Consider the following 20,869-nt stretch of genomic DNA (forward strand, 5'->3'; position numbering starts at 1 on the left):
TGCTACCCCTGCCGCGAAGAAATTGTGTGTTTCCAAAGTCGGGGTGATAGCCCCGATTATCGGCAGGGGGCGGGCAGACTTAACCCTTGGGCTTGGGTGGCGCCTTGCGCGGTGTCACGGCGTGCTTTTCCAGGTGCTCGATGACCAGCCCGGCGATATCGCGGCCGGTGGCCGTCTCGATGCCCTGCAGGCCGGGCGACGAGTTGACCTCCATGATCACCGGGCCGTGGTTGGAGCGCAGCAGGTCGACGCCCGCCACGCGCAGGCCCATCGCCTTGGCGGCACGAATCGCCGTCGAGCGCTCTTCGGGGGTGATGCGGATCACGCTGGCGCTGCCGCCGCGATGCAGGTTGGACCGGAATTCACCCTCCGCCGCCTGACGCTTCATCGAGGCCACCACCTTGTCGCCGATCACCAGGCAGCGGATGTCGGCGCCCTTGGCTTCCTTGATGTACTCCTGGACCATGATGTTGGCCTTCATGCCCATGAAGGCCTGGATCACGCTTTCCGCCGCCTGATTGGTCTCGGCGAGCACCACGCCGATGCCCTGGGTCCCTTCGAGCAGCTTGATGACCAGCGGCGCGCCCTTGACCATGGTGATCAGGTCGGGGATGTCGTCCGGCGAATGCGCGAAGCCGGTGATCGGCAGGCCCAGTCCCTTGCGCGACAGCAACTGCAGCGAGCGCAACTTGTCCCGCGAGCGGGTGATCGCCACGGAATCGTTGAGCACGTAGGTGCTCATCATCTCGAACTGGCGCAACACGGCACAGCCGTAGAAGGTCACCGAGGCGCCGATGCGCGGGATCACCGCGTCGAAGCGCTCGAGTTCGGCGCCCTTGTAGTGGATCGACGGGCGGTGCGAGGCGATGTTCATGTAACAGCGCAGCGTGTCGATCACGCGCACGGTATGGCCGCGATTCTGTGCCGCCTCGATCAGCCGGCGAGTGGAGTACAGGTTGCGATTGCGCGAGAGCAGGGCGAGATGCATTGCGGTCTCCGGAGCGGGAGAGAAGGGGGAGCGCGCGAGGCGCAGAGATCAGGGTTCGCCGTGCAGGAAGGCGGCGCCAGGGGCGACCAGTAGCCGGCGCATGGCGCGCCGCCCCAGCAACATAGGGTGGCGCATGTCGCGCCGATCGGCCAGGGTCAATTCCACCGGATATTCGAGATCGCCGAGTTGCATGGGGGTGCGGATCACGTAGCGCCACTCGGCCTGGCCGTTGGAGCTGGTCACCCGACGCCGGTCGTGGAGGTGCAGACGCACCGGGTGCGGCGGACTGTCGGGGCCGCTGCCGCGGGTCACGAAGCTGACCCACATGTGGCCGTCCTCCTCGTAGGTCTCGATCTCTTCGGCATGCAGCGAGGACGTGCGGGCCCCGCTGTCGGCCTTGCAGCACAGTGTCAGGCCGAGCGCCGGCAGGGTGACCATCTCACGGCGACCGATTACCGCTTTGGCATGATAGGGCAGTGCTTTCATCGGGCGTACGCTCGCGTCAACGATGGAGTGGGCTCAGGCGTCGGCCGACCGCGGAGTCCGACGGCGCCTGACGCAGCGTCATCAACAACGGTAACCGCAGGCGAGGCACCAATGCCAGGTCCCGTACCACGCTGACGAAGCCTTCGTCGGGCTGACGAGCCAGGGCATCGAGGAACAGCGGCAGGCGTCGCTCGTCCTCGAGCTGGGCCCAGCCGCGGGCGGCGATCGCCGCCAGCAGGTCCGGCCCGCAGGCCGCGGAATCCTGCAGCAGCGCGTCGTACCAGGGGCCGACACGCTCGCCGGCGCCGTGCCCGACGGCGCGCACGCAGGCGCAGAAGGTTTCCAGATCGCCCGCCCGGGCCGCTGCCTCGCCCCGCGCGATCAGGGCACCGACCAGCGCCGGCGCCGGGGCGACATGTTCCAGACACTGGCACAGGGGGCGCAGCACGTCGACCGGCAGGCTCGCCAGGCGCGCGGCAAGAGCGCTTGCCTGGTCGCTGTCGTGGCGCACGCAGAAGTCGGCGATACCCTGCAGGCCCAGGGCCTGCCAGGCCGCGTCCGGCGTCTGGCCGGTCAAGAAGGCTTCGACCGGCTCGATGTGCTCGCTGGCGGGGCGCTCGAAATCGGCATTGGCCCGGGCGTGGAGCAGGGCACGCTGGGTCAGTTCCGGGGTGAACGCCAGCGGATTGTCCTGCATGAGATTGTCGATGGGCGCCTCGTCGCCGTCCTCGAGCTGCCCCGCGGTGCGGCCCAGCGTTTCCAGAAGACGTTGCAGGAAGGCATCGCGGGGGGCAGGATCGAGATGGCCCTGTTCGTCGAGCGGCAGCGAAAGAAACCACACCAGCGGGTCGCTCTCCGGTCGCCACTGGAAGACACAGGCCAACTGCGCGCGGCCTAGCCAGGGTGCCGGCCAGGCCCGTTCGCCGGCCTCGAAGGCGGCGAGGGTCTCGGCGTCACAGGGGGCGACACGGCGGCCCAGGGTATAGAACCGGCTGCGCGCACCGCTGCGCGTGAAGAAGTCGCAAAGCGTGAGTATCGGCTGCATGGCGTCCTCGTATCTGGCGGCGCGCACTGTAGCGCGTCGTCGGTCGGCTTTCCAGCCTTGTCGGACCGAGGGGTGGTCAATCCTTGATCGCTGGCCGCCGGCCGGCATGTTTCGGGCGCAGGCGCGGCTTTTCCCACGCTTATCCACAGGGTCTTTCAGGAATTCTGTGAATTCTCCCGGGGCTCGGCGTCATCGGCTGTCCGCGCTCGCCCGTCTGGCCAGCACCGCCGTGAGTTCGGATAATGGGGCGTAGACCAGAGACACGCAAAGGAAAGACCATGACTGCCCATCACGAACTCGAGCAGGCCCTCGAGAATCTCGAGTCGACCCTGCGCAGCGTCGATCTGTGGAATACCGCGCGTCCGGAACCCGAGGCCTTCGACAGCCGCGAGCCCTTCTGCGTCGACCGCATGGAACTGCCCCAGTGGCTGCGCTACGTCTTCATTCCGCGTCTTCAGGCGCTGATCGACGCCCGTGCCACGCTGCCGGCGACCTGCCAGGTCGCGCCGGCCGCCGAGGCCTATCTGCAGGCGTCACGGACCAGCACCCGTGCGGTGGTGGTGGCGGCCGTCGCCGAGGTCGACCGAATCGTCACGGAGGCCTGACATGGCCTACTACTTCGCCTATGGCAGCAACATGAACGTGGCCCGGGTCGATGCCCGGATCGGCGAGACCCGGCGGGCCCTGCCCGGCGTGCTCGAGGATTATGCGCTGCGCTTCGACAAGGTCTCGCGGATTCCCGGCATCGCGCATGCCAACGTGGCCTATCAGCCGGGTTGCCGGGTCGAGGGGGCGCTTTTCGAGCTGATGGAGCCCGCCCAGATCGAGCTCATGGATCCGTTCGAGGGCGTCCCCCGCGACTACCAGCGCCAGTCGCGCATCGTGCAGACCGCGGAGGGGCCGATCGAGGCCTGGGTGTATATCGCCCTTCCGGAACGTACCCGGGTCGCGTTGCGTCCGGCGCGGGAGTATCTCGATCATCTGCTGGCCGGCAAGCCCTTCCTCTCCGAGGCCTATCATGCCCGCCTTGCCGAGGTCGACGCCGTCGAGGGGCTGGGCGATGCCACCCTGACGGTCCTGGGGCTGTCGCGCTTCAGCCCCCGCTGAGCGGCGGCGGTTGGCCGCCCGTCCGCTCCGGCGAGCGCGACACAACGCAAAACGCCGGGGCAGGTGCCCCGGCGTCGTGGTTGCCGCGATCGTCGGATGGCGCTCAGAAGCTGAGTGTCACACCACCGCCGACCATGACCGGATCGGTATCGAGTTCGCCGCTGTTGCCGGCGTAGCTGTAGTCGGGATCGACATCGGCGTAGGACGCAAAGCCGTTGAACGACAGGTTCTTGGTGACCACCAGATCGACGCCGACCTCGCCCTTGGGCGCCCAGGTGTTGTCGATGGACAGGCCGTTGCTCTCGTCGGAGAAGCGGGTGTAGTTGGCACCCACGCCGGCATACGGCTGAATGCGCGAGTCCAGGCCGCCCAGCGGGTAGTACTCGACCATCAGGTCGATCGGACGGCTGCTGTAGTCGGCATCGACGCCGTCGCCGGACAGGCTCTGATCGAACTTGTCGCTGCTGCCCAGGGTCACGCCGATCTTGTCGTGAACCATGTAGCCGACGCTGCCGGTGAAGGCGCGGTCGTCGTTGATGTCGATGCCGTCGTTGTCACCGTCGGAATGATTCTCGGCATAGCCGCCGCGAATCAGGATGTCGCCGGCTTCATAGGCCAGGGTCGCCTGTGAAGCGACGAGCAGGCCGCCAGCGATCAGAGACGCGGAAAGCAGTTTGAGCTTGGTCATGGGAATTCTCCTTGAGTCAGGTAGGGGTAACGTCCGGTGTTCTTGATATGTTGCCTTCGCTCATATAGGAAACAGTGTTTCCTAATCGGTGAGTGGATTATAGGAAACGCTGTTCGATTATGTCACGTAAAATTTTGTATCCCGACACCGAGAGACATTGGCGAGGCGATGGCGGCGTTCGACGACGAGCCCGGACGTGGCAGGGTGGCGGTCTAGCGGCTTAACTGGAAGGCAATCGACGCGAGGAGAACGAGCATGCTGCGGGCCGACTACCGACAAGGCGCGAAGTTGCTGGCGCTGGGCTGGGCATCGCTGATGGCGCTGGCGCTGTTGCTGCGCCCCGAGATCATCAGCGGCCTGACCCTGCCCTGGCGATTGCCCCTGTGGCTGTTGGGCATCTGGGCGCTGGGCGCGGGATTTGCCTATGGCGCGGGGCTGACCGTCAGGCCGGGATTGCTGCGACGCTGGCTGGGCGCCCCGGGGTGCTGGATCCTGATGGGCCTCTTCGCCGTCATGCTCTTGTTACGACTATGAAAAAAGGGCTCCCGCGGGAGCCCTTCGGCCTGCCACGGCGCGACGCTGAAGACGTCGCGCGCGGGGATCAGCGATGGATGTGCTGATATTCGCCGGCGTCGGCGGTGATGCTGCTCACCACCATGATGGCGATGAAGGCGGCGATGAAGCCGGGGATGATCTCGTAGACGCCCGGGCCGCCCATGAACGAGGCGTTCCAGCCCAGCGAGATCCAGACGATGACGGTCAGGGCGCCGACGACCATGCCGGCGATCGCCCCGGCGCCGTTGGTGCGCGGCCACATCAGCGACAGGATGATCAGCGGGCCGAACGCCGCGCCGAAGCCGGCCCAGGCGTTACTGACCAGACCGAGTACCTGGGAGTCGGGATTGGACGCGATGATCGCCGCCACCACGCCGACCGCGACCACGCTCAGGCGACCCACGGTGACGGTCTCCTTGTCGCTCGCTTCCTTGCGCAGGAACAGGCGATAGAAGTCCTCGGTCAGCGACGAGGAGGACACCAGCAGCTGGCTGGAGATGGTGCTCATGATCGCGGCCAGCAGGGCGGCGTACAAGAAGCCGGTGATCAGCGGGTGGAACAGCAGGTTGGCCAGGATGATGAAGATGGTTTCCGGGTCCTCCACGTCCATGCCGTTGCGGATCGCATAGGCGCGGCCGAAGATCCCCAGAGAGACGGCGCCGATCAGGGAAATCAGCATCCAGCTCATGCCGATGTTGCGCGCGGTGGGAACCTCCTTGAGCGAGCGGATGGCCATGAAGCGCACGATGATGTGCGGCTGGCCGAAGTAGCCCAGCCCCCAGGCGACCGCGGACAGCCAGCCGATGAAGGTCAGCCCGGAGGTCCAGGAGAGCAGGTTGGGATCGGTCTCGTTGAGGGTCTGCGAGGCCTGGGCGAAGCCGCCGCCGCCCTCGCCGAAGAGCACGACCGCCGGCATGATCACCAGCGCCAGCATCATGATGCAGCCCTGCACGAAGTCGGTCATGCTCACCGCCAGGAAGCCGCCGACCACGGTGTAGACCAGCACCACCCCGAGGGTGAGGATCACGCCGGTGGCGTAGTCGCTCAGCCCGCCGATGTTGATCACGCCGGAGAAGGCGCTCTCGAACAGCTTGCCGCCGGCCACCAGGCCCGAGGCCGTGTAGACCGCGAAGAAGATCACGATGACGATGGCCGAGACCGTGCGCAGCGACAGGGCCCGGGTCGGGAAGCGATTGGCCAGGAACGACGGTATGGTGATCGCATTGCCGTAGTGCACCGTCTGTTCACGCAGGCGCGGCGCGACCAGCGTCCAGTTGAAGAACGCCCCCACCAGCAGGCCGATGCCGATCCAGGCCGAGCCCAGGCCGGAGACGAACAGGGCACCGGGCAGGCCCAGGAGCAGCCAGCCACTCATGTCCGAGGCGCCGGCGGACAGCGCCGCCACTTTGGGACTGAGGCCGCGCCCCCCCAGCATGTAATCTTCCGACGACGACGTGGCTCTGCGCATGGCGTAAACGCCGATGGCGATCATGAGCGCAAAGTACGCGAACAGGCTGATCCAAACACCAATAGCCATGAAAACGTCTCCAGTTTATTGGGCCGGGCGCGATGCCGGCGGATTGTTGGTACGCATGCCGGCCAGCGCGATGCGGGAGAGGGCGCCTGTCGCGCCCATGGCCGTATTGTTGTCAACCATCAGGGACTTCCTTCAGCTTGCAGCTTGTTATCGTTGATGACGAGGACGTATCACTCGTCTCCCAGCGCGAGTAGTGACGCGTTGCCGCCCAGCGCGGCGGTGTTGATGGTCAGGGCCTTCTCGGTGGCGAAGCGCAGCAGGTAATGCGGGCCACCCGCCTTGGGCCCGGTTCCCGAGAGTCCCTGACCACCGAAGGGCTGAACGCCGACCACGGCACCGATGATATTACGGTTGACGTAGACGTTGCCCACCCGAATCTTCTGGGCGATGGCCTTGGCGAACGATTCGTTGCGGCTGTGCACGCCGAATGTCAGACCATACTGCTTGGCATTGATGGTCTCGATCACCTGGTCGATGGCGTCTGCCTTGTAGCGCACGATGTGCAGGATCGGCCCGAACTGCTCGCGATCCAGGGCATCGATGCCATCGATCTCGAAGGCCGTCGGCGCGACGAAGGTGCCATCCGCGGTCTTGGCCGGGTCCAGCTCGGTCTCGGCGATCAGCCGGTTTTCGCCCTTGAGGCGCTCGATGTGCTCGAGCAGGCTGCGGCGCGCGTCGTCGTCGATCACCGGGCCGACGTCGGTGCCCAGTTCGCGTGGATCGCCGACGCTCAACTCGGCCATGGCGCCCTTGAGGATCTCGATGACCCGGTCGGCGACATCGTCCTGGAGATAGAGCACGCGCAGCGCCGAACAGCGCTGGCCGGCACTCTGGAACGAGGAGCGAATCACGTCGGCGACCACCTGTTCCGGCAGGGCGGTGGAGTCGACGATCATCGCGTTGAGACCGCCGGTCTCGGCGATCAGCGTGGGCAGCGGCGCGCCTTCGCGATCGGCCAGGGAGCGGTTGATGATCTGCGCGGTGTCGGTGCCGCCGGTGAAGGCGATGCCGGTGATGCGCGCATCCGAGCTCAGCACGCTGCCCACGGTGGGGCCGTCGCCGGGCAGTAGCTGCACCACGTCGCGCGGCATGCCGGCCTCATAGAGCAGTTCGACGACGCGATGGGCGACCAGCGAGGTCTGTTCGGCCGGCTTGGCCAGCACGCTGTTGCCGGACACCGCCGCGGCGACCATCTGGCCGCAGAAGATCGCCACCGGGAAGTTCCAGGGGCTGATACAGGCGAAGACCCCCTTGCCGCCCATCATCAGCTGGTTCGACTCGCCGGTCGGTCCGGGCAGCGGCATGGGCTCGGCGAAGATCTCGCGGGCGCGGTTGGCGTAGTAACGGCAGAAGTCCACCGCCTCGCGAATCTCGTCGACGCCGTCGGTGAGCAGCTTGCCCCCCTCGCGGGAGCAGAGCGCCATCAACTCGGCGAGGTTGGCCTCCATCAGGTCGGCGAAGCGCTCGAGGATCTGCGCGCGCTCCTCGACCGGGGTGGCTTCCCAGCGCGGGAAGGCGGCCCAGGCCGCGGCGACGGCCTTCTCGGCCTGCTCGCGGGTGGTCCACTGCACGCTGCCCACCGCCTGGCGGCGATCATAGGGACTGAGCACCTCGTGACGCTGCTCGTCGAGCGTCTCTACGTCGAAGGCCAGCAGCGGCTTGACATGGTATTGCTTGTCCATGAATTGATGCATTGCGTCCATGAGTGGCCGGTAATGGCTCCAGATGTTGAGGTTGACCCCGTGGGAGTTGCGCCGCCCGGCGCCATAGATGTCCTGGGGCAGCGGAATTCGCGGGTTGGCGTAGCGTTCGTACTGACGCAGGGTGTCGACCGGGTGGACGCACAGCGACTCCACCGGCACCCGCGGGTCCACCAGTTGGTGGACGAACGAGGAGTTGGCGCCGTTTTCCAGCAGCCGGCGTACCAGGTAGGGCAGCAGGTCCTTGTGGGCGCCCACCGGTGCGTAGATACGGCAGTAGGTGCCCTGGGGCGCGCGCTTCAGGGCCGCATCGTAGAGGGCCTCGCCCATGCCGTGCAGGCGCTGGAACTCGAACGCCCGGTCGGTCTCGTTGGCCAGCTCGAGAATGGTGCTGATGGTGTGGGCGTTGTGGGTGGCGAACTGCGGGAAGATGCGTCCCCGCGTGTTGTCCGAAAGCAGGAAGTGCGCGCAGACCAGGTAGGCGACATCGGTGTTGGCCTTGCGGGTGTATACCGGATAGCCGTCGATACCCAGTTGCTGGGACTCCTTGACCTCGGTATCCCAGTAGGCGCCCTTGACCAGCCGCAGCGGAATCTCGTCGCCCTGGAGGTCGGCGATGCGGTTGATGTACTGCAGCACCGGCAGGGCGCGCTTGGCATAGGCCTGGACGACCAGGCCGAAGTGACCCCAGCCGCGGGCGGCCTCGCTCTCGTAGACGGCGCGGAAGACCTCCAGCGACAGCTCCAGGCGGTCGACCTCCTCGGCATCGATGGTGATCGCCACGTCGCGCTCGCGGGCCATGCTCACCAGTTGCTTCACGGAGTCGACCAGTTCGACGAGAATCTGCTCGCGACGCCCGAACTCGTAGCGCGGATGCAGCGCCGAGAGCTTGATCGAGATCGACGGGGCGGGAGTCCTGGCGTCGAGCTTCTGGCTGACCTCGCCGACGCGCTTGATCGCCTTGGCGTAGTCGTCGAAGTAGCGCCGGGCGTCCTCGCGGGTCCGTGCGGCCTCGCCGAGCATGTCGTAGGAGTAGGTATAGCCCTTGTCGAACAGCGGCTGGGAACGCTTGAGCGCCTCGTCCACGGTACGCCCGAGAACGAACTGGCGGCCCATGATCTTCATCGCCTCGACCATGGCGCGGCGGATCACCGGCTCGCCCATGCGATTGACCAGCTTGTTGATGAAGTTGGCCGGCTTGCCCTCGCGGGGCTTGTCCAGCTGGATCACCCGCCCGGTCATCAGCAGGCCCCAGGTGGAGGCGTTGACGAACCAGGACTCACTCTGCCCGACATAGGACTTCCAGTCGGCCGGCCCCAGCTTGTCCTCGATCAGCGCATCGGCGGTGGCCTTGTCGGGGATCCGCAACATGGCCTCGGCCAGACACATCAGCATCAAGCCCTCGTGGGTGTCGAGGCTGTACTGCTGGAGCAGTTCGTCGATGGAGTCGACGGCGGTGTCCATTTCGCGGACTTCGCGAACCAGATCGGCTGTCTTGTCGGCGATGCGTTGGAAATCTTCCTCGTCGGCCTGGAGGAAGGCGACGAGCTCGGCCATGAAGGCGTCTTCGTCGACGATGTAGTGATCGCTCACATGCGTGAGCAGCGTATCCGGATCCTGTTGCCAGGTCCGCTTGTCCAGCATGGTCTTGGCATCGAGCATGTGAAGACCCCGTTAGCAGAGGGTGACTCGGGCGCAGCCGGGCCCGGCGACGGCAAGACCGTCAGCCCGTCGTCCATGAGGGGGCTGTGCACGCCGGAAGCCCCGGGCAGCGAACACCAGGGTGAGAGAAGCTTTCTCGGTAATGCCCTGAATTTAGGGTGGGAGAAGTTACGGCGTCTTGCCAATTTCCCGGGTGGCGTTGTGAAAAAATCGGGTTTTGCCGGAAACGGGGGCGATCCTTAGACCTTGGTTGAATGGGCGAGGTGGTGCCGCGTGTCTTCCGGTCCCCGTCTGTCCTGTAACGTGCCACGCCGGCGCAGTTCGCCCGGGGGCTGGTGATAGACGCGGCGAAAGGCATGCGACAGGGCGCTCTGGCTGGCGAAGCCGGTCCGGGCGGCGATCTCGTTCAGCGGTAGTCGCGATTCGGCGAGCAGCCGCCGGGCTGCGGTCAGGCGATGGCGCAGTAGATACTGGTAGGGCGTCACCCCGGCCTGTTCGCGAAAGCATTCGCTGAAATGGGCGACACTCAGGCAAGCGCGGTCGGCGAGATCGGCGACACTCAGGCGCCGCTCGAGATTACGCTGGATGAAGTCGTCGAGGGCGGCCAGGTCGAGGCTGCGTCGCCGGCCCGGCGCGGCGTTGGCGGAGCCCTGAGGCAGACGGGCCCGCAGGCAACCGAGGAAGGTGGCCGCCAGCAGATCGCCCTGGGCCGCCTGGGGCTGAGCGAGCTCCTGAACCAGGAAGTTCAGATAGGTATGCAGCGGTTCATCGAGCGCAAAGAAGCGCGGGGCATCGAAGAGGCGGGCGTGCTCGCGGTGGATGCCGGACAGGGCGGGCGTGTCGTCGGGTAGATCGAAGATCAGCTGGCGGTTGGTGCCGATCCCCTCGTAGTAGTGCACGTGATTGGCCGGCACGATGCAGCCCGACAGCGCGGCGATGCGCCCGCCGAGACCCTCGATCTCGAATTCGGCGTGACCATCCAGGCCGATCACGATCTGATGGAAATCGTGATCGTGGTGCTTGATGGTGTTGTCGAGGGGCGTCAGGCGAATGGCGCTGGTCATGGCATGGCCTCGTGACGACGAACCCGGCCATTGTAAGCCGTGAATGGATGACTGGCGAGGAACCCGGGAGGCGTCGCGGGTCTTCAGAACTCGCGTCGGCCTTCTTCGAGGGCGGTGTGCGAGGCGAGGTGATCGCGCAGTGTGGCCAGTTCCTCGCGGCCGGTGCGCGACAGCAGCGAGCCGCCGTGGGCGAGCTGCCAGGGTCGACCGTGCTCGTCCATGATCTGCTGGGCACTGCGTCGCACGCCCTCGAGGTATTCGTCGTGGCGCACCGGATAGCCGACCACGGTGTGCCATTCCGACTCCGACACCTTGCCCTCGAGTACCCGGTCGAACAGCCGCAGCAGATGCTGGGGCTCGGTACGATAGCGCGGCGTCCGCGCCATCATCAGCAGGGCGATGCTGCCACCCAGGACCACCAGGGTGACGGCAAAGATCAACAGGTAAAGGGCCATGTCGTCGGCTGACTCCTTGCCCAGGGCGAGCGTTGTGCGTGTCTTGTCGAGACGCGGGGAAGCCGGTGCCCCCAGAGCCTAACGCAAGAACGGCCGGCCGTTAACGCGTGGCGGGCAACCGCGGCCCGACGGGCCAGCGCAGCACGGCAGTGACGAACAACGGCGAGTGGCCACGAAGCGAGGAAAGGAAATCTGGAGCGGGCAACGAGATTCGAACTCGCGACCCTCAGCTTGGGAAGCTGATGCTCTACCAACTGAGCTATACCCGCTCGGCGCAGGGATGATAATGAATCATCGCCCAGGCTGACAAGTCTCGCCGGGCGATTACACGTTGATACGAGAAAATTTTCGGAAACCGGGAGAATTTTCGCCGAACCGCGGTCACAGGGACAAGCGCGATTTTCCAGCAGTCGCTGAAGATTGCGTCTTTGCTTACTGCAATTCGATCCCTTGACCGCCACATCGTCCCGATGTGGCGGTTTTTTTAGTTCAGCCGGCGGTCAGTGGCCGCGCATTTGCAGAATGGCGCTGACCACGTCGCGTCGCGTGACGATGCCCACCAGACGTTCCCCCTCGACGACCGGGTAGACCTTGGGCTTGGTGCCCAGCATTTCCTGGGCGAGGTCGGTGATGCTCTTGTTGGGCGTGACGGTGAGCACCTCGTGACGCATCAGGTCGCGAACCGGTGCCGGCTCGTCGCAGTAATAGGCGCTGTCGAGCAGCTTGCCCATGACGTCCATTTCGGAGACGAAGCCGATCAGGTGGTCGCGTTCGTCGACGACCGGTGCCCCGGGCAGCCGGTGCAGGGCCAGGCCGGCGACCAGCGTGGCCACCGAGGTGTTGCCGGTGACCCGGTAGCAATCGTGGGACATGATCTCGCGGATGGTGGTGGGAGCCTTGGTGGACATGGCGCATGCCTCCTGCCGAAGGGCGTCTCGGCCCCGTGGCTTCGCGGTCGGCCGGGCCTCGTGCCCGGTCGGTGGGTCCTTGCCGGCGAGGGCTGTCTCGCCCGCTCAATGGAAAGATAGCGTCTCGTGACGGCGGCTGCGGCGAGCCGATTCAACGCCCGGCCACGGTAACCGGCATTCGCGTGTCGACGGCCCGGGCCATCCAGCGCCCCCCTTGTCCAGGGCGCCCGTCGCCCCCACTATCATCATTGATGGCAAGGCCATGGCGATCAACGTGTCGCGAGAGTTTGGAGAGAGCATCAAGAGACGCTTCCAGGCCGAACACCCGGGCAAGCCTCAGGAGGTCACCGATGAATGCACGAGATTATCTGGCCAAGCAGGGCATCAACCTCGATCGTGAGGAACAGCGCCCCAATACGCTGGAGGAACTGGCCTGGGAGCGCGCGCGTCAGGCCGGGAGCCAACGCCCCCGCAGCGGTACGCCGCATGACTGGGAGGACTGGGAGCGCCATCATCAGGAACTGGCCGAGGGCGCCGATCACTTGACCCGCAAGATCGATCCGTCGGCTCATCGGGCCCAGGAAGATGACGCGTCGGGCGAGGAGCGCTGAGCCCGACGAACACTTACGACGCGCTCCGAGCGCACTGCTATCTTGAAATCATGGAACACGCCTCGATCCTCTCGGTGAGGGGCATTGACCCAAGAAAGGGAGCTTTTACATGGACGTCATTCGTATCATCTTCGCGATCATCCTGCCGCCGGTGGGGGTCTTTCTGCAGGTAGGGCTCGGTCTGCACTTCTGGTTGAACATCCTGCTGACCATCCTGGGGTATATCCCGGGGATCATCCATGCGGTGTGGATCATCGCCCGGCGCTGACCCGGATGGTGTCGCCCGTGTGACACACGCGGCGAGAGAAGCCCCCGCGGAGAGTCTGCCATGCAAAACGCCAGTCGGCGGCAGCCGACTGGCGTTGGTGTCTGCCAGGCAAGAGGCGGCCGAGGATCAGTAGGGTGCCACGCTCATGTTGGAACCGTTGCCAATCAGCCGGACCCGCTGGCCGGGCTGCCAGTCACGATCCGCCTTCTGCACCACCACCACGGTATTACCGGTATCGCGGCGAATCTCCAGTTCGTAGGCGTCGACCTGGTTGGCCTTGTCTCCAATCTTCTTGCCCGCCACGCTGCCGCCGATGGCGCCGGCCGCGGTGGCGATCTGCCGGCCCGAACCGCCGCCGATCTGATTACCCAGCAGCCCGCCGATCACCGCGCCGCCCAGGCCGCCGAGCACGCCGCTGTCCTGGTCGTCCGCCTGGATGCGTACCGGACGCACCGAGACGATGGTGCCGTAGGCGACCGACTGCGCGGACTTGGCCTGACTGCCCCGATAGACGTCGCCGGAATAGAGGTCGCTGTTGGCGCAGCCGCCCAGGGTGAGAAGGCCCATGGCGACCACCGGCAGATAACGCGTCAGCTTCATACCCAGTCTCTCCATTCTGCATTGAAAACAGTGTTTGATAATTCAGTTTAACCCGCTCTTCGGCATTTGACCACGTCTGCGTCGATCGGTGCGAGCCTGCGTCGCACGGTGGGCCGCTGGACGACGAAAACAGCGGGAAGGCCAGGCCTTCCCGCTGTCGGGCGGTGGGTGGTGATGCGTTCAGGCGAACTGGTTCATGGTGTTGGCCTTGCCGCCGGCCTTCAGCGCACCCTCGCCGGAGAAGTACTCCTTGTGGTCGTCGCCGAGGTTGGAGCCGGCCATGTCCTGATGCTTGACGCAGGGCAGGCCCTGGCGGATCTCGCGGCGCTGGACGTTCTCGACGTAGGCCAGCATGCCCTGCTCGCCAAAGTAGCCCTGGGCCAGCTCGTCGGTGGACAGCGCGGCGGTATGGTAGGTGGGCAGGGTGATCAGGTGGTGGAAGACCCCCGCTTCCCGGGCGGCGTCGCGCTGGAAGTTCTGCGTCCACTCGTCGGCCAGGGCGGCCAGTTCGCTGTCGTCGTAATCGGCGCTCATCAACTGGCTGCGGTCGTAGCCCGAGACGTCCCTGCCTTCCTGTTCCCAGGCATCGAACACCTGTTGACGGAAGTTGAGCGTCCAGTTGAACGACGGCGAGTTGTTGTAGACCAGCTTGGCATCGGGCACTACCTGGCGGATGCGCTGGACCATGCCGGCGATCTGGGCGACGTGGGGCTTCTCGGTCTCGATCCACAGCAGGTCGGCGCCGTTTTGCAGCGCCGTGATGCAGTCCAGCACCACACGGTCCTCGCCGGTCCCCGGGCGGAAGCGATAGAGGCCGTTGGCCAGGCGCAGCGGCTTGCGCAAATCGCCGTCGAGCTTGATCACCGTGTCGCCTTCCGAGATGTCCTCGGCGCCGGAGATCGGCACGGTATTGAGGAAACCGTTGTACTGCGATGCCAGGTCGCCGGGTTCCTTGCTGACCGGCAGCTTCTGGGTCAGGCCGGCCCCCAGCGAATCGGTCCGGGCGACGATCACGCCGTCCTCGACGCCCAGTTCGAGGAACGCATAGCGCACCGCGTTGAGCTTGGCGATGAAGTCCTCGTGGGGCACGGTGACCTTGCCGTCCTGGTGGCCGCACTGCTTGGCGTCCGATACCTGGTTCTCGATCTGGATGCAGCAGGCACCGGCCTCGATCATGCGCTTGGCCAGCAGGTAGGTGGCTTCCTCGTTGCCGAAACCGGCATCGATGTCGGCGATGATCGGCACGATGTGCGTCTCGAAGTCGTCGATTCGCTCCTGAACCGCTCGGGCACTGACTTCATCGCCCTTGGCGCGGGCCGCGTCGAGCTCGCGGAACAGATGGCCCAGCTCACGGGCATCGGCCTGGCGCAGGAAGGTATAGAGTTCCTCGATCAGCGCCGGAACCGCGGTCTTCTCGTGCATCGACTGGTCGGGCAGCGGGCCAAACTGGCTACGCATTGCTGCCACCATCCAGCCGGAGAGGTACAGGTAGCGCTTGGCGGTGGTGCCGTGATGGCGCTTGACGGCGAGCATCTTCTGCTGGCCGATGAAACCGTGCCAGCAGCCCAGCGACTGGGTGTAGCGGGACGGGTCGGCATCGTATTCGGCCATGTCGCGGCGCATCACCGAGGCCGTGTAGCGGGCGATGTCGAGGCCGGTGCGGAAGCGGTTCTGGATCCGCATCCGGGTGGCGTACTCGGGGTTGATGTTGTCCCAGCGGCCGGCCTGGCCGTCGCGCAGCTCGTTGAGCGTGTTGAGCGTATCCTGATAGCGGGTCATGGCGAATCCTCGTCAGTGGCGGCGTTGTCGTGTCTCGCGTTAGGGCCGGCGCCGTTTGTTGCAGGTGCGAATTGCACGTGCTGCCGGGAGCCCATTCACGCTGTCGGCGTTGCCGACAATCTCGCGTTTCGGACGAGTGGCATTCGTTGGCCCTCGACTACAAGGCAGGGTTAAAACGAATGTTTTAATCTCGTCTTGCAATGCAATATGGCCCACAACCACGGGGCTCAACAATCATCACTTGGAGGCAGGGAGGGTTGTAGCATGACTACAAGACGCGCAAATTTGCCGCCGCCTTGTAGTCGTCTTTCGCCGTGACGGGAAACCGCCGCAAAATCAGTCGTTCAGCGACAGGCGCATGTTGCGGTGCGCAATTCCGGCGTCGAGGAAGAGTTCGCCATGGGCTTCGAAACCCAGTCGGCGGTAGAAATCCAGGGCGTGGGTCTGGGCGGCCAGCTCGATGCTGGCGTGGCCGAGATCGCGTGCCGCCTGGATCGCCTCGCGCATCAGGGCGAGACCGATGCCCAGACCGCGACCGTCGGGCAGTACCGCCACGCGCCCGACATGACCATCGGGCAGTAACCGTGCGGTGCCCACGGGCGTCGCTTCGTGCCAGGCGAGGAAGTGCACGCACTCCGGATCGCGCCCGTCCCATTCCTCGGCCTCGGGCACCGCCTGTTCGTCGATGAACACGCGGCGGCGGATCTCGGCGGCCAGCGGGCCCAGGCGTTGCCAGTCGCCACGCTCGATGTGCAGTCGCCGTTCGTTCATGTGTCGTCCTCGTCGTCGGGAGCCAGCGGCCAGCCGAGGCTGCCGCGCTGCAGCAGCTCGGCGAGCAGTGCCGGCGCGCCGGGCAGGGGGAGCGTGTCGGCGTCGAGCGGCTCGTCGCCGGCGATCCGGGCGGCAAGCGTGCTGTCGCAGTCGTGGGCATCGCCGTCGACGAACAGTGTCGCCCGGCTTTCGCCGTGATCGCGATGGGCGAAGCGCGACCCCGGGGTGCGTTCGAGTGTCTCGCCGGCCTGTAGTGCGGCGACAAGGGCATCGACGTCCGTCGTCTCTTCCGCCGGCACCGGGTGGTCGGGGTACTTGGGTTGGGTCATCGCCCGGCCGAACCACTGGGTGAGCTGGCTCGGATCATCGAGCGTCTCGAGGATCAGCCGGCGCATGCGTGCCAGCGCCGCGTCGTCGATCTCGCCGGGCTGCGTGGCGGGTTCCAGGTCGGGGTCGGCGTAGCGCAGCGAGTCGGGCAACTGCTCGCCGAGATAGTCGGCGAACGAGGTGATCGACTCGTCGGCCGACAACGCGCGGAAGCCCACCGAGAAGGTCAGGCAGTCCTCGGACTCGCTGACGCCGTGATGGGCGACCCCCGGCGGCAGGTAGAGCATGTCGCCGGGCTCGAGGTGCCAGTCCTGGCCGGGCTGGACCGTGAAATGCTCGAGAATCTTCAGGTCGATACCCTGCACGATCGGCGCCTCGTCGGCGACCAGGCCGCCGAGCTGCCAGTGGCGCGTGCCCGAGGCCTGCAGCAGGAAGACATCGTACTGGTCGACGTGGGGGCCGACGCTGCCGCCGGGCGGGGCATAGCTGATCATGATGTCGTCGAGCCGCCAGCGCGGCAGGAAGTGGAAGTGCTCGAGCAGGGCGTCGACCTCGGGGACGTAGTGATCCACCGCCTGCACCAGCAACGTCCAGTCCCGTGCCGGCAGCCGGGAAAAGGTGGCCTCGTCGAAGGGGCCGTGGGAGACCTGCCAGGGGCCATCGGGCCCGTGCTCCTCGACCAGGCGCGACTCGACGCCTTCCTCGCAGGCCAGTCCGGCCAGCTCCTCGGGGGAGAGGGGCGAGACGAAGTCGGGAAAGGCACCACGGATCAGCAGGGGCTTCTTCTGCCAGTACTCGCGCAGGAAATCGCGGGCCGAGCGGCCGCCGAGCAGGGTGAGCGGGGAGTCGGGGGACATGGGTACCACCTCTTGACGAAATACTGAAGTCGTGGGACGGGGGTTGGTGGTTTCGAGTCGCGGCTTTTCCGGCAACAGGCCTGTAGGAGGGCGCTGTGAACCCGTCCCTGGGCGCTACTTTTTCCATCCTTGGAAAAAGACCCTCTCCAGGCCTGTCCCCGGCGCCGCTTACCCTACGAGCGCTCGGCGCTCGGCGCTCGGCGCTCGGCGCTCGGCGCTTACAGCTGGCGCGCCTGCTCGGCGGCGTTGCCGACATAGGTGGCCGGCGAGAGCGCCTTGAGCTCGGTCTTGACCGCATCCGGCAGCTCCAGCGTATCGATGAAGGCGGCGAAGCCGGCCTGGTCGATACGCTTGCCGCGGGTCAGTTCCTTGAGCTTCTCGTAGGGCTTCTCGATGCCGTAGCGACGCATCACCGTCTGGATCGGCTCGGCGAGCACCTCCCAGCTGTTGTCGAGATCCTCGGCCAGACGCTGCGGGTTGGCCTCGAGCTTGCCGACGCCCTTGAGGGTCGCGTGATAGGCGATCAGGCCGTAGGCCAGGCCGATGCCCAGGTTGCGCAGCACCGTGGAGTCGGTCAGGTCGCGCTGCCAGCGCGAGATCGGCAGCTTCTGGGCCAGGTGGGTGAGGATGGCGTTGGCCAGCCCCAGATTGCCCTCGGAATTCTCGAAGTCGATCGGGTTGACCTTGTGCGGCATGGTCGACGAGCCGATCTCGCCGGCGACGGTCTTCTGCTTGAAGTAGCCCAGCGAGATGTAGCCCCAGACGTCGCGATCGAAGTCGATGAGGATGGTGTTGAAGCGGCTGAAGGCGTCGAACAGCTCGGCGATGTAGTCGTGGGGCTCGATCTGGGTGGTGTAGGGGTTGAAGCTCAGCCCCAGCCCTTCGACGAAGGTGCGCGCGTTCTCCGCCCAGTCGATCTCCGGGTAGGTCGCCAGGTGGGCGTTGTAGTTGCCCACCGCGCCATTGATCTTGCCGAGGATCTCGGCGGCCTCGATCTGGCGGAGCTGGCGCTTCAGGCGATAGGCGACGTTGGCCATCTCCTTGCCCAGCGTGGTGGGCGTGGCGGTCTGGCCGTGGGTGCGCGAGAGCATCGGCTGGTCGGCGTGCTCGTGGGCCAGGCGCTCGACGGCGTCGACCACCTCGCGCAGGGTGGGCAGCAGGGTGTCCAGGCCGTCGCGCAGCATCACGCCGTAGGAGAGGTTGTTGATGTCCTCGCTGGTGCAGGCGAAGTGGATGAACTCGGTGACCGCATGCAGCTCGGGGACGTCGGCGACTTTCTCCTTGAGGAAGTATTCCACCGCCTTGACGTCGTGGTTGGTGGTGCGCTCGATCTCCTTGATGCGCTCCGCATCGGCGACCGAGAAGCCGCTGACCAGTTCGCCGAGGAATTTCGTCGCCCCGGCGGACAGCGGCGGGACCTCGACGATCTGCGGATGGGCGGCGAGGCGTTCCAGCCAGCGCACCTCGACGGTGACGCGGGCGCGGATCAGGCCGAACTCGCTGAAGTGTTCGCGCAAGGCCTCGGCCTTGGCGGCATAGCGGCCGTCGACGGGAGAGAGCGCGGTCAGCGCGGAGAGCTCAAGCTGCATGGTAATCGTCCGGTGAGTCGGGGCGCCTGGCTCGGCCGGCGCCGTCGGTTGCGGGAAAGGGCGGTCAGAGTCGCTCGAGGGCCTTCTTCATGGCGCCGCGCTGGAACAGCAGCTTCCAGCGCCGGCCGCCCTGCTGGTGCCAGAGCAGGGCAAAGCGGATGCCCGAGAGCAGGGCGGAACGCACCCGCTCGGGCATCATCCGCTGCTGGAGCAGGCCGGGGTCGCCCTGGACAACGATACGCTGGCGAAACGTCGAGATGGTGTCCTGGTACAGCTCGCCGAGACTGGCCACGACGTTCTCGTGGGTCTCGCCGAAGTGCTCGGCCTGGCCCTGGACGCGGGCCAGACGCTCGCCGAGCGTGTCCATCATCTGCGGCTGCTGGCGCAGCTTCTGCATCAGCATCAGCAGCGTGAAGGCGTAGCGCAGCACATTGGGGTCGACCCGGCGACGGGCGACCACCGCGCCGAGGGTGTCGAGCCCCTGGCGCAGGTTGTTGGGGTGGCCGCCGTAGATGGCCTCGAAGCTCGCCGGATCGGTATCCAGCGTGGCGTGGAGCTGGGTTTCCCAGGCGCGCGGGTCGCACTGGCCCTGGCGGGCCAGCTGGTCGACCAGGGTCGCGGCCTGAAAGACGCCGGCCAGTGCCAGGGTCTGCCGGGAAACGGGATCGTCGGGCGCCGAATGGATGGGCGTGGCATTCATGCGGCGAGCGTCTCCCGTTGCCAGGTGGCGTTGATCACGCCGCCACCCAGGCAGACGTCGTCGGCGTAGAGCACCAGCGATTGCCCCGGGGTCACCGCGCGCTGCGGTTCGTCGAAGATCACCTCGACGCCGCCGTCGTCGCGGGTGCGCATCCGGCACGGTACGTCGGCCTGACGATAGCGCGTCTTGGCGGTGAGGCGTGCCTCGCCGGCCGGCGCCTGTCCGGCGATCCAGTCCATCGGCTCGGTGGTCAGCGCGTCGCTGTAGAGCAGGGGGTGATGCTTGCCCTGCACGACGACGAGCACGTTGCGGTCGAGATCCTTGGCGGCGACGTACCAGGGGGCGTCCGGGTAGTCGGCCAGCCCGCCGATGCCCAGCCCCTGGCGCTGGCCGAGGGTGTAGTACATCAGCCCCATGTGCTCGCCGATGTCGTCGCCCTCGGGTGTCTCGATGCGCCCCGGCTGGGCCGGCAGGTACTGCTGCAGGAAGTCGCGGAAGCGCCGCTCACCGATGAAGCAGATGCCGGTGGAGTCCTTCTTGCGCGCGGTGATCAGGTCGTGACGCTCGGCCAGCTCGCGCACGCGGGGCTTTTCCAGCTCGCCGACCGGGAACAGGGTGCGGGCGATGGCCGCTTCGGGCACGGCATGCAGGAAGTAGCTCTGGTCCTTGTTGGCGTCGAGCCCCTTGAGCAGGCGCACCTGGCCGTCGCGCTCGCCGCGGCGCACATAGTGGCCGGTGGCGATGGCATCGGCGCCGAGCATCTCGGCGTATTCGAGGAACACCTTGAACTTGATCTCGCGGTTGCACAGTACGTCCGGGTTGGGGGTGCGCCCGGCGCGGTACTCGGCGAGGAAGTGTTCGAAGACGTTGTCCCAGTATTCGGCGGCGAAATTCGCGGTGTGCAGGGGAATGCCCAGCTTGTCGCACACCGCCTGGGCATCCGCCAGGTCTTCCTTGGCGGTGCAGTACTCGGTGCCGTCGTCCTCGTCCCAGTTCTTCATGAACAGGCCTTCGACCTGATAGCCCTGCTCGAGCAGCAGCAGGGCCGAGACGGAGGAGTCGACGCCACCGGACATGCCCACGATCACCTTGCGCTGGGCGGCGGGCGTCGCGGAACCGGACGACACCGGGGATTGAGACGACATGGTCACCCTCGGTTGGCAAGTCGATGA

General features: G+C 66.2%; 21 protein-coding genes and 1 tRNA gene. 5 read left to right on the forward strand and 17 right to left on the reverse strand.

Annotated elements, in window-relative coordinates; genetic code table 11:
- Positions 1-79: 79 nt before the first annotated feature.
- From rimK to KGR00_RS04305, 3 genes are read right to left on the reverse strand one after another with little or no spacing between them, the layout of a single operon-like run.
- On the reverse strand, positions 80-988 hold the full coding sequence (gene rimK, locus KGR00_RS04295) for a 30S ribosomal protein S6--L-glutamate ligase (RefSeq protein WP_129141082.1): 909 nt from the start codon (positions 986-988) through the stop codon (positions 80-82).
- Positions 989-1,036: 48 nt separating this feature from the next.
- Positions 1,037-1,474 carry a RimK/LysX family protein gene (locus KGR00_RS04300; protein WP_129141081.1) on the reverse strand — a complete coding sequence of 146 codons (438 nt, stop codon included), beginning with the start codon at positions 1,472-1,474 and terminating at the stop codon, positions 1,037-1,039.
- A 16-nt stretch (positions 1,475-1,490) separates the two neighbouring features.
- Positions 1,491-2,519: a DUF3549 family protein gene (locus tag KGR00_RS04305; protein ID WP_224417539.1), complete on the reverse strand. Its 1,029-nt coding sequence runs from the start codon at positions 2,517-2,519 to the stop codon at positions 1,491-1,493.
- Between the two features lie 278 nt (positions 2,520-2,797).
- On the opposite strand from KGR00_RS04305, the gene KGR00_RS04310 reads away from it, so the two are divergent.
- Both KGR00_RS04310 and KGR00_RS04315 read left to right on the forward strand, forming a co-directional pair.
- The gene (locus KGR00_RS04310) at positions 2,798-3,124 is read left to right on the forward strand and encodes a YqcC family protein (protein WP_129141079.1); all 327 of its coding nucleotides are present in this window, start codon (positions 2,798-2,800) and stop codon (positions 3,122-3,124) included.
- Position 3,125: 1 nt separating this feature from the next.
- Positions 3,126-3,626: a gamma-glutamylcyclotransferase family protein gene (locus tag KGR00_RS04315; protein ID WP_129141078.1), complete on the forward strand. Its 501-nt coding sequence runs from the start codon at positions 3,126-3,128 to the stop codon at positions 3,624-3,626.
- Between the two features lie 103 nt (positions 3,627-3,729).
- On the opposite strand, the gene KGR00_RS04320 is transcribed toward KGR00_RS04315, so the two are convergent.
- Complete coding sequence (locus tag KGR00_RS04320; RefSeq protein WP_129141077.1) at positions 3,730-4,314, reverse strand: OmpW family outer membrane protein; 585 nt, start codon at positions 4,312-4,314, stop codon at positions 3,730-3,732.
- 255 nt (positions 4,315-4,569) lie between these two features.
- On the opposite strand from KGR00_RS04320, the gene KGR00_RS04325 reads away from it, so the two are divergent.
- Entirely contained in the window at positions 4,570-4,848 is a 279-nt protein-coding gene (locus tag KGR00_RS04325) for a hypothetical protein (protein WP_129141076.1), read from the forward strand.
- A gap of 67 nt (positions 4,849-4,915) precedes the next feature.
- Here the strand turns inward: KGR00_RS04325 and putP are convergent, their stop codons facing one another.
- The 6 genes from putP to KGR00_RS04355 all read right to left on the reverse strand — a co-directional run bounded on the left by putP (position 4,916) and on the right by KGR00_RS04355 (position 12,195).
- Entirely contained in the window at positions 4,916-6,406 is a 1,491-nt protein-coding gene (gene putP, locus KGR00_RS04330; RefSeq protein WP_129141075.1) for a sodium/proline symporter PutP, read from the reverse strand.
- Between the two features lie 170 nt (positions 6,407-6,576).
- Entirely contained in the window at positions 6,577-9,768 is a 3,192-nt protein-coding gene (gene putA / locus KGR00_RS04335; protein WP_224417538.1) for a bifunctional proline dehydrogenase/L-glutamate gamma-semialdehyde dehydrogenase PutA, read from the reverse strand.
- A gap of 239 nt (positions 9,769-10,007) precedes the next feature.
- On the reverse strand, positions 10,008-10,832 hold the full coding sequence (locus KGR00_RS04340) for an AraC family transcriptional regulator (RefSeq protein WP_224417537.1): 825 nt from the start codon (positions 10,830-10,832) through the stop codon (positions 10,008-10,010).
- A gap of 83 nt (positions 10,833-10,915) precedes the next feature.
- Positions 10,916-11,287 (reverse strand): hypothetical protein, encoded by a 372-nt coding sequence (locus KGR00_RS04345; protein ID WP_129141072.1) that lies wholly within the window; start codon positions 11,285-11,287, stop codon positions 10,916-10,918.
- A gap of 193 nt (positions 11,288-11,480) precedes the next feature.
- Positions 11,481-11,556: transfer RNA gene (locus KGR00_RS04350), tRNA-Gly, on the reverse strand.
- A gap of 231 nt (positions 11,557-11,787) precedes the next feature.
- Complete coding sequence (locus tag KGR00_RS04355; protein WP_129138325.1) at positions 11,788-12,195, reverse strand: CBS domain-containing protein; 408 nt, start codon at positions 12,193-12,195, stop codon at positions 11,788-11,790.
- Positions 12,196-12,545: 350 nt separating this feature from the next.
- Between KGR00_RS04355 and KGR00_RS04360 the strand changes: the two genes are divergently transcribed.
- Both KGR00_RS04360 and KGR00_RS04365 read left to right on the forward strand, forming a co-directional pair.
- Positions 12,546-12,806 (forward strand): hypothetical protein, encoded by a 261-nt coding sequence (locus KGR00_RS04360; protein WP_343232794.1) that lies wholly within the window; start codon positions 12,546-12,548, stop codon positions 12,804-12,806.
- 109 nt (positions 12,807-12,915) lie between these two features.
- The gene (locus KGR00_RS04365; RefSeq protein WP_129138323.1) at positions 12,916-13,074 is read left to right on the forward strand and encodes a YqaE/Pmp3 family membrane protein; all 159 of its coding nucleotides are present in this window, start codon (positions 12,916-12,918) and stop codon (positions 13,072-13,074) included.
- Positions 13,075-13,200: 126 nt separating this feature from the next.
- On the opposite strand, the gene KGR00_RS04370 is transcribed toward KGR00_RS04365, so the two are convergent.
- From KGR00_RS04370 to mnmA, 7 genes are all read right to left on the reverse strand, one after another.
- On the reverse strand, positions 13,201-13,668 hold the full coding sequence (locus KGR00_RS04370; RefSeq protein ID WP_129138328.1) for a glycine zipper 2TM domain-containing protein: 468 nt from the start codon (positions 13,666-13,668) through the stop codon (positions 13,201-13,203).
- Between the two features lie 186 nt (positions 13,669-13,854).
- Positions 13,855-15,453 carry an isocitrate lyase gene (locus tag KGR00_RS04375; protein WP_224417536.1) on the reverse strand — a complete coding sequence of 533 codons (1,599 nt, stop codon included), beginning with the start codon at positions 15,451-15,453 and terminating at the stop codon, positions 13,855-13,857.
- Between the two features lie 336 nt (positions 15,454-15,789).
- On the reverse strand, positions 15,790-16,224 hold the full coding sequence (locus KGR00_RS04380) for a GNAT family N-acetyltransferase (RefSeq protein WP_129138321.1): 435 nt from the start codon (positions 16,222-16,224) through the stop codon (positions 15,790-15,792).
- Positions 16,221-17,408, reverse strand: a complete 1,188-nt coding sequence (locus tag KGR00_RS04385) for a cupin domain-containing protein (protein ID WP_224417535.1) — start codon at positions 17,406-17,408, stop codon at positions 16,221-16,223. The genes KGR00_RS04380 and KGR00_RS04385 overlap by 4 nt, the downstream gene beginning before the upstream one ends.
- A 218-nt stretch (positions 17,409-17,626) precedes the next feature.
- Positions 17,627-18,997, reverse strand: a complete 1,371-nt coding sequence (gene purB, locus KGR00_RS04390; protein WP_224417534.1) for an adenylosuccinate lyase — start codon at positions 18,995-18,997, stop codon at positions 17,627-17,629.
- A 64-nt stretch (positions 18,998-19,061) separates the two neighbouring features.
- A complete protein-coding gene (gene hflD, locus KGR00_RS04395; protein ID WP_129138318.1) occupies positions 19,062-19,697 on the reverse strand; it encodes a high frequency lysogenization protein HflD in 636 nt (211 codons plus the stop codon).
- Entirely contained in the window at positions 19,694-20,842 is a 1,149-nt protein-coding gene (mnmA, locus tag KGR00_RS04400) for a tRNA 2-thiouridine(34) synthase MnmA (RefSeq protein ID WP_224417533.1), read from the reverse strand. Before mnmA ends, hflD begins: the two co-directional genes overlap by 4 nt.
- Positions 20,843-20,869 lie beyond the last annotated feature (27 nt).

This window comes from Modicisalibacter sp. MOD 31.J (genome assembly GCF_020147985.1).
In the GTDB taxonomy this organism is placed as follows: domain Bacteria; phylum Pseudomonadota; class Gammaproteobacteria; order Pseudomonadales; family Halomonadaceae; genus Modicisalibacter; species Modicisalibacter coralii.

What these genes read in the sequence shown, in the direction of transcription:
- KGR00_RS04385 (WP_224417535.1), bottom strand. Translation starts at nt 17,408, where the DNA reads ATGTCCCCCGACTCCCCGCTCACCCTGCTCGGCGGCCGCTCGGCCCGC.
- KGR00_RS04315 (WP_129141078.1), top strand. Translation starts at nt 3,126, where the DNA reads ATGGCCTACTACTTCGCCTATGGCAGCAACATGAACGTGGCCCGGGTC.
- putA (WP_224417538.1), bottom strand. Translation starts at nt 9,768, where the DNA reads ATGCTCGATGCCAAGACCATGCTGGACAAGCGGACCTGGCAACAGGAT.
- KGR00_RS04300 (WP_129141081.1), bottom strand. Translation starts at nt 1,474, where the DNA reads ATGAAAGCACTGCCCTATCATGCCAAAGCGGTAATCGGTCGCCGTGAG.
- KGR00_RS04360 (WP_343232794.1), top strand. Translation starts at nt 12,546, where the DNA reads ATGAATGCACGAGATTATCTGGCCAAGCAGGGCATCAACCTCGATCGT.
- KGR00_RS04355 (WP_129138325.1), bottom strand. Translation starts at nt 12,195, where the DNA reads ATGTCCACCAAGGCTCCCACCACCATCCGCGAGATCATGTCCCACGAT.
- KGR00_RS04365 (WP_129138323.1), top strand. Translation starts at nt 12,916, where the DNA reads ATGGACGTCATTCGTATCATCTTCGCGATCATCCTGCCGCCGGTGGGG.
- KGR00_RS04320 (WP_129141077.1), bottom strand. Translation starts at nt 4,314, where the DNA reads ATGACCAAGCTCAAACTGCTTTCCGCGTCTCTGATCGCTGGCGGCCTG.
- hflD (WP_129138318.1), bottom strand. Translation starts at nt 19,697, where the DNA reads ATGAATGCCACGCCCATCCATTCGGCGCCCGACGATCCCGTTTCCCGG.
- KGR00_RS04325 (WP_129141076.1), top strand. Translation starts at nt 4,570, where the DNA reads ATGCTGCGGGCCGACTACCGACAAGGCGCGAAGTTGCTGGCGCTGGGC.
- KGR00_RS04345 (WP_129141072.1), bottom strand. Translation starts at nt 11,287, where the DNA reads ATGGCCCTTTACCTGTTGATCTTTGCCGTCACCCTGGTGGTCCTGGGT.
- KGR00_RS04310 (WP_129141079.1), top strand. Translation starts at nt 2,798, where the DNA reads ATGACTGCCCATCACGAACTCGAGCAGGCCCTCGAGAATCTCGAGTCG.
- KGR00_RS04380 (WP_129138321.1), bottom strand. Translation starts at nt 16,224, where the DNA reads ATGAACGAACGGCGACTGCACATCGAGCGTGGCGACTGGCAACGCCTG.
- KGR00_RS04305 (WP_224417539.1), bottom strand. Translation starts at nt 2,519, where the DNA reads ATGCAGCCGATACTCACGCTTTGCGACTTCTTCACGCGCAGCGGTGCG.
- KGR00_RS04375 (WP_224417536.1), bottom strand. Translation starts at nt 15,453, where the DNA reads ATGACCCGCTATCAGGATACGCTCAACACGCTCAACGAGCTGCGCGAC.
- rimK (WP_129141082.1), bottom strand. Translation starts at nt 988, where the DNA reads ATGCATCTCGCCCTGCTCTCGCGCAATCGCAACCTGTACTCCACTCGC.
- putP (WP_129141075.1), bottom strand. Translation starts at nt 6,406, where the DNA reads ATGGCTATTGGTGTTTGGATCAGCCTGTTCGCGTACTTTGCGCTCATG.
- mnmA (WP_224417533.1), bottom strand. Translation starts at nt 20,842, where the DNA reads ATGTCGTCTCAATCCCCGGTGTCGTCCGGTTCCGCGACGCCCGCCGCC.
- KGR00_RS04340 (WP_224417537.1), bottom strand. Translation starts at nt 10,832, where the DNA reads ATGACCAGCGCCATTCGCCTGACGCCCCTCGACAACACCATCAAGCAC.
- purB (WP_224417534.1), bottom strand. Translation starts at nt 18,997, where the DNA reads ATGCAGCTTGAGCTCTCCGCGCTGACCGCGCTCTCTCCCGTCGACGGC.